Source organism: Nioella sp. MMSF_3534 (genome assembly GCF_030732985.1).
In the GTDB taxonomy this organism is placed as follows: Bacteria; Pseudomonadota; Alphaproteobacteria; order Rhodobacterales; family Rhodobacteraceae; genus Nioella.
The window spans coordinates 1-1,203 of record NZ_JASHJX010000105.1 but is presented as its reverse complement, the minus strand read 5'-3'; the positions used below and the strand labels follow the sequence as shown (position 1 = coordinate 1,203).

The 1,203-nt window shown below is 63.0% G+C and carries 1 protein-coding gene; it reads left to right on the top strand.

Annotated features, from left to right (window positions below; translation table 11 throughout):
• Positions 1-65: 65 nt before the first annotated feature.
• A protein-coding gene (locus RBB16_RS20625) for an IS3 family transposase (RefSeq protein WP_306047900.1) occupies positions 66-1,177 on the top strand; the annotation gives its coding sequence in 2 pieces (ribosomal slippage) (positions 66-321 and positions 321-1,177; 1,113 coding nt in all).
• The last annotated feature ends 26 nt before the right edge of the window (positions 1,178-1,203 follow it).

The following is a 1,203-nucleotide window of genomic DNA, read 5'->3' as shown; positions in this document are numbered from 1 at the left end:
TGACCTGCTCCCCTGAAAAGTCCCCGGTTTGAGGTTAGCCTGTTCTCCAACTGAGGAGACAGACGATGAAGAGAAGCCGTTTCAGCGAAGCGCAGATCATAGGCATCCTGAAGGAGCACCAGGCCGGGCTGGGCGCGAAGGAGCTGTGCCGCAAGCATGGCATCAGCGATGCGACCTTCTACAAGTGGCGCTCGAGATATGGCGGCATGGAGGTGTCGGACGCCCGGCGGCTGAAGGCGCTGGAGGCCGAGAACGCGAAGCTGAAGAAGATGCTGGCCGAACAGATGATGGATGTGGCCACGCTGAAAGAGATGCTCGGAAAAAACTTCTGAGGCCCGGTTCGAGGAAGAAAGCGGTGGACTGGGCCATGAAGGAAAAGAGCTACTCGCAGCGGCGGGCCTGTGCCTTGGCGGGCATTGACCCGCGTGTCTATCGGCGCAGGTCGAAACGTCCGGCGGACACCGAGCTGCGGGCCAGGATGAAGGAATTGGCGTCCGAGCGGCGGCGGTTCGGGTATCGGCGGCTGCACATCCTGCTGAAGCGGGAGGGCTGGGAGGTGAACTGGAAGAAGCTCTACCGGCTTTACCGGGAGGAAGGGTTAACCGTCCGTAAACGGGGCGGACGCAAGCGCGCGATCGGAACAAGGGCGCCCATGGCGATCCCGCAGGGACCGAACCAGCGATGGAGCTTAGACTTCGTGTCGGACGCGCTGGCGGACGGCCGCCGGTTCCGCATCCTCTGCGTCATCGACGACTTCAGCCGGGAATGCCTGGCGACCGTCGTCGATACGTCGCTGTCGGGACACCGCGTCGCCCGCGAACTGGACCGGATCGCCGAGATGCGCGGCTTCCCCTGCTTGGTGGTCAGCGACAACGGCACCGAGCTGACCTCGAACGCCATCCTCAAATGGCAGGAGGAGCGCCGGGTCGAATGGCACTACATCGCGCCGGGGAAACCGATGCAGAACGGCTTTGTCGAGAGCTTCAATGGCCGCCTCAGGGACGAATGCCTCAACGAGCATCTGTTCGCCAACCTGCGTCATGCCCGCGGCCTGATCGCGGCGTGGCGCGACGACTACAACCATCACCGCCCGCACACGAGCCTCGACGGGCTCACCCCGCGGGAGTATCATCAACGGTCGAAAGAGGACCAAACCCTGAACAGAGCTACCCTATGAACGCGGACTCAAAGGGGAGCAGGTCA